1 protein-coding gene is annotated in these 942 nt (G+C 74.4%); it reads left to right on the top strand.

Annotation, left to right across the window (positions count from 1 at the left end; genetic code table 11):
• On the top strand, nt 1–942 hold a 942-nt coding region (locus tag BH719_RS10155; protein WP_009744159.1), incomplete at both ends, for a prolyl oligopeptidase family serine peptidase.

Here is a 942-nt window from a genome sequence, read left to right as displayed (position 1 = left end):
CGCGTGGGAGGACGCGGGCCGTTTCGTCGACGCCCCCGGCCCCGTCCGCACGCTCTCGGCGGAGGAGGGCCGCTACTGCGACGGAACGCTCCGAGTGGAGTACCAATCCCAGGTCCTCCCTCCCACGACGGCCCTGGTGGAGCCCGCCTCTGGGGCGGTCACGCCGATCAAGACGCAGGACGCGCCCGGATGGGACCCCAACGAGTTCGTCGAGGAGCGCGTGTGGGTGGCGGCCCGCGACGGGGCGGCCCGCATCCCCGTCACCCTGGTCCACCACCGCGACGCGCGCCCCGACGGGACGAACCCGGGCTGGCTGACGGGCTACGGCGCCTACGAGGTGTCCTACGACCCCGAGTTCGACGCCCTGCGCCTGCCGCTCCTGCGGCGCTGCGTCTTCGCGATCGCCCACGTGCGCGGCGGCGGCGAGATGGGGCGCGCCTGGTACGAGGACGGAAAGGGGCTGGCCAAGGAGCACACGTTCACCGACTTCATCGACGTGGCCGAGTGGCTGGCCTCGTCGGGGTGGGTGGACCCGTCCCGCCTGGTCGCCGAGGGGCGCAGCGCGGGCGGCCTCCTCATGGGCGCCGTCGTCAACAAGGCGCCCGACCGGTTCCGGGCGGTGCTCGCGGGGGTGCCCTTCGTCGATGCCCTCACCACCATCCTCGACGCGTCGCTGCCGCTGACCGTCGGCGAGTGGCAGGAGTGGGGCGATCCCATCACGGATCCCGCCGTCTTCGCGGCGATGCGCGCCTACACCCCCTACGAGAACGTTCCCGAGGGGGTGGCGCTGCCCGCCGTCATGGCGACGACGTCCCTCAATGACACGCGCGTCGAGTTCGTCGAGCCCGCCAAGTGGGTGCAGCGCCTGCGCGAGGCGTCGGGCGCGGCCGGGCGCGGCGACGGGCAGGGGCCCGCCGGGGGCGCCCCGTCGTCCTGCGCACC

Source organism: Pauljensenia hongkongensis, from assembly GCF_001746855.1.
Lineage (GTDB): Bacteria > Actinomycetota > Actinomycetes > Actinomycetales > Actinomycetaceae > Pauljensenia > Pauljensenia hongkongensis.
This window is presented reverse-complemented; position numbering and strand designations above follow the sequence as displayed.